Origin of the sequence: Polaribacter gochangensis (assembly GCF_046224025.1) — a bacterium.
Classification (GTDB): domain Bacteria; phylum Bacteroidota; class Bacteroidia; order Flavobacteriales; family Flavobacteriaceae; genus Polaribacter; species Polaribacter gochangensis.
This window is the reverse complement of the sequence record NZ_JBJXRF010000009.1, coordinates 1-2,821: the sequence shown is the minus strand read 5'-3', so window position 1 is coordinate 2,821 and position 2,821 is coordinate 1. Positions and strand designations below refer to the sequence as shown.

The window sequence follows — 2,821 nt, the reverse complement described above, 5'->3', positions numbered from 1 at the left end:
TTAGGAATTAGGAATTAGGAATTAGGAATTAGGAATTAGGAATTAGGAATTAGGAATTAGGAATTAGGAATTAGGAAAAACTAAAATTTTGAAACTTAGAAAACAATAAAACTTGTAACTTTTTCACTTTGCAACTCTGAACCTCTGAACCTTTGAACCTCTGAACCTTTGAACCTCTGAATCTCTGAACCTCTGAATCTCTGAACCTTTGAACCTTTGAACCTTTGAACTTTAAAAATAAAAAATGCAATTATTCTATAATAAAGACATATCAACCAACGATTCTCAGTTTACTTTCGATAAAACAGAGAGCCGACATATTGTAAAGGTATTGCGAAAAAAAGACGGCGATATTTTACATATCACTAACGGAAAAAACGAATTGTTCGCTGTAAAAATCATTTTAGCTAATGATAAAAGATGTTTGGTAGAAATTCAAAATTCAGAAGCAAAACCAAAACCTTGGAACTACAAGTTGCATATTGCCATTGCGCCAACAAAAAATAACGACAGATTAGAATGGTTTTTAGAAAAAGCAACAGAAATTGGCATTGATGAAATCACTCCAATTATTTGTTCAAACTCAGAAAGAACTGTTTTAAAAACAGATCGTTTAGAAAAAATTGTGCAAGCTGCAATGAAGCAATCGTTAAAGTTTGTATTACCAAAATTAAATGAACCCATTAAGTTTTCTGACTTTTTAAATCAAAAATTTAAAGGTGATTTATTTATTGCGCATTGCGAAGAATTGGATAAAAAATCATTTGCTAAATCAGTAAAACCAAACAAAAATATTCTAATTTTAATTGGACCGGAAGGTGATTTTTCTACAGCTGAAATTGAAAAAGCATTAGCAGCTAATTTCATCCCTGTTACTTTAGGAGAAAGCAGATTACGAACAGAAACTGCGGGTGTTGTTGCTGCTCAAACTGTTGCGTTGATTAATGAAATAATTATATGAAAAACGATTTTGAATTAGTTTTCACAAGCAATCTTGAAAAAGATTGTTTTATTGTTGAATTATGGCATAATGATATTATGGTTTGTGAATTATACGAAGATAATAATGTTGTTTTTTATAACGAAAAACATGCTTCATACAATATTGATGATTTAATTTCTTCTTTATTAAAAGCAAAAAAGCTTTTAATTCAAGAGTAATATTTTACTATCTTGCTTCAAATTCAATGACAACTTACTTAATGAAGCAATTTCTTATTTTCATTTTCTTCAGTTTTTCACTTTTTACAAATGCACAAGAAATTGCCGTCTTAAAATACAATGGTGGCGGAGATTGGTATTCGAACCCAACTGCTTTACCAAACTTAATTGAATTTACAAATAACAATAGCGATACAAAAATTAAGGAAAATCCAACTTTTGTGGCTGTAGGAAATCCAGATATTATAAATTATCCAATTGTTTTTATGACGGGTCATGGAAACATTTTCTTTTCTGAAGATGAAGCTAAAAATTTACGTGATTACCTAATCTCTGGCGGATTTCTACATATTTCAGACAATTACGGATTAGATACATTTATTAGAAGAGAAATGAAAAAAGTTTTCCCCACTTTACAATTTCAAGAAATCCCCAAAAATCACCCTATTTATAACCAAACATTTACTTTTAAAAACGGAATCCCAAAAATTCATGAACACGATAAAAAACCGCCACAAGGTTTTGGTTTGTTTTATGAAGGAAGGTTGATTTGTTTTTACGATTACGAATCTGATTTAAGCGATGGTTGGGAAAATGCTAGTGTACACAACAACTCTAAAGAAGTGCGAGAAAAAGCATTAAAAATGGGCTCAAACATTATAGAATATGTCTTTAAACATTGATCAAATTACTAACATAGACGATATTAAAATTCATTTTGATGCTAGCGGATTGTGGGTGTTAAATATTGCTATTGGCATCATTATGTTTGGTGTTGCATTAGGAATCACTATTGATGATTTTAAACGTTTATTTAAGAATCCCAAAATAGTTTTTGTTGGTGTTCTTTCTCAGTTTATCTTATTACCAGCAGCAACTTTTTTAATAATTTTAGTACTTAATCCTCATCCAAGTTTTGCTTTAGGCATGATGATGATTGCCGCTTGTCCTGGTGGAAATGTTTCTAACTTTTTTAGTAAAATGGCTGGTGGAAATGCGGCTTTATCAGTAAGTTTAACTGCTTTTGCAACGTTGATCTGTATTTTTATGACACCTTTTAATTTACAATTTTGGGGAAGTTTATATAAACCGACAGCAGTAATATTAAAAACGGTAGAATTAAATCCGTATGATTTATTTAAACTCGTTTCCTTAATTCTTGGAATTCCGTTAGTATGCGGAATGTTGATCAAACATTATCATTCTGAAATGGCAAAAAAAATAGAAAAAGTATTAAAACCACTTTCTATGTTGGTATTTGTAGCGTTAATTTTTGTGGCATTTTCTCAAAACTTAGATATTTTCATGAATTATATTCACTTGGTTTTATTCCTTGTAATATTTCATAACATCTTTGCTTTTGTTCTTGGATTTTATACTGCTAAAGCTTTTAGATTAAACAAAAAAGACAGAAAAACAATTTCTATGGAAACCGGAATTCAGAATGGCGGTTTAGGATTGTTATTGATCTTTGGGTTCTTTGAAGGTTTGGGCGGAATGGCTTTATTAGCCGCTTTTTGGGGAATCTGGGATGTATTTTCTGGAATGATTTTAGCAACGTATTGGGGAAGGAAAAAGTAACAGTTATCAGTTATCAGTTATCAGTTATCAGTTATCAGTTATCAGTTATCAGTTATCAGTTATCAGTTATCAGTTATCA

4 protein-coding genes are annotated in these 2,821 nt (G+C 30.4%); all 4 read left to right on the top strand.

Annotated features, from left to right (window positions below; genetic code table 11):
* The first annotated feature begins 244 nt into the window (after nt 1-244).
* Genes ACEWL1_RS12095 through ACEWL1_RS12080 form a run of 4 tightly spaced genes read left to right on the top strand, consistent with a single transcriptional unit; the run spans nt 245 to nt 2,742 of the window.
* Nucleotides 245-961, top strand: coding sequence for a 16S rRNA (uracil(1498)-N(3))-methyltransferase (locus ACEWL1_RS12095; protein ID WP_409233557.1), 717 nt, complete (start codon nt 245-247; stop codon nt 959-961).
* Entirely contained in the window at nt 958-1,161 is a 204-nt protein-coding gene (locus tag ACEWL1_RS12090; protein WP_409233556.1) for a hypothetical protein, read from the top strand. Before ACEWL1_RS12095 ends, ACEWL1_RS12090 begins: the two co-directional genes overlap by 4 nt.
* A gap of 41 nt (nt 1,162-1,202) precedes the next feature.
* A complete protein-coding gene (locus ACEWL1_RS12085; RefSeq protein WP_409233555.1) occupies nt 1,203-1,844 on the top strand; it encodes a DUF4159 domain-containing protein in 642 nt (213 codons plus the stop codon).
* The gene (locus ACEWL1_RS12080) at nt 1,828-2,742 is read left to right on the top strand and encodes a bile acid:sodium symporter family protein (RefSeq protein WP_409233554.1); all 915 of its coding nucleotides are present in this window, start codon (nt 1,828-1,830) and stop codon (nt 2,740-2,742) included. The genes ACEWL1_RS12085 and ACEWL1_RS12080 overlap by 17 nt, the downstream gene beginning before the upstream one ends.
* Nucleotides 2,743-2,821: the final 79 nt, after the last annotated feature.

What these genes read in the sequence shown, in the direction of transcription:
- ACEWL1_RS12080 (WP_409233554.1), top strand. Translation starts at nt 1,828, where the DNA reads ATGTCTTTAAACATTGATCAAATTACTAACATAGACGATATTAAAATT.
- ACEWL1_RS12085 (WP_409233555.1), top strand. Translation starts at nt 1,203, where the DNA reads ATGAAGCAATTTCTTATTTTCATTTTCTTCAGTTTTTCACTTTTTACA.
- ACEWL1_RS12090 (WP_409233556.1), top strand. Translation starts at nt 958, where the DNA reads ATGAAAAACGATTTTGAATTAGTTTTCACAAGCAATCTTGAAAAAGAT.
- ACEWL1_RS12095 (WP_409233557.1), top strand. Translation starts at nt 245, where the DNA reads ATGCAATTATTCTATAATAAAGACATATCAACCAACGATTCTCAGTTT.